This is a genomic window from Alkalicoccobacillus porphyridii (assembly GCF_007293315.1).
GTDB classification, from domain to species: Bacteria; Bacillota; Bacilli; order Bacillales; family Bacillaceae_D; genus Alkalicoccobacillus; species Alkalicoccobacillus porphyridii.
The window spans coordinates 1-377 of the sequence record NZ_VLXZ01000076.1; the positions used below are offsets into that span (position 1 = coordinate 1).

4 tRNA genes are annotated in these 377 nt (G+C 53.1%); all 4 read right to left on the bottom strand.

Annotation, left to right across the window (positions count from 1 at the left end):
* Window position 1: 1 nt before the first annotated feature.
* The 4 genes from FN960_RS20910 to FN960_RS20925 all read right to left on the bottom strand — a co-directional run bounded on the left by FN960_RS20910 (window position 2) and on the right by FN960_RS20925 (window position 377).
* Window positions 2-77: transfer RNA gene (locus FN960_RS20910), tRNA-Val, on the bottom strand.
* Window positions 78-110: 33 nt separating this feature from the next.
* A tRNA-Glu gene (locus FN960_RS20915) sits at window positions 111-185 on the bottom strand.
* 15 nt (window positions 186-200) lie between these two features.
* Window positions 201-295, bottom strand: a tRNA-Ser gene (locus FN960_RS20920).
* A 7-nt stretch (window positions 296-302) separates the two neighbouring features.
* Window positions 303-377 (bottom strand) — tRNA-Asn (locus FN960_RS20925).

Genomic DNA, 377 nt, shown 5'->3' on the forward strand with positions numbered 1-377 from the left:
ATGGTGGAGGATGACGGGCTCGAACCGCCGACCCTCTGCTTGTAAGGCAGATGCTCTCCCAGCTGAGCTAATCCTCCTGGGTTTTAAATTATGTATGTAAGTAAATATAATGGTGACCCGTACGGGATTCGAACCCGTGTTACCGCCGTGAAAGGGCGGTGTCTTAACCGCTTGACCAACGGGCCGTTTATGTAATTATCTGGCGGAGAGCGAGGGATTCGAACCCTCGAGACGGTTCTACACCGCCTACACGATTTCCAATCGTGCTCCTTCGGCCAAACTCGGACAGCTCTCCAGTAGAATGGCTCCACAGGTAGGACTCGAACCTACGACCGATCGGTTAACAGCCGATTGCTCTACCACTGAGCTACTGTGGA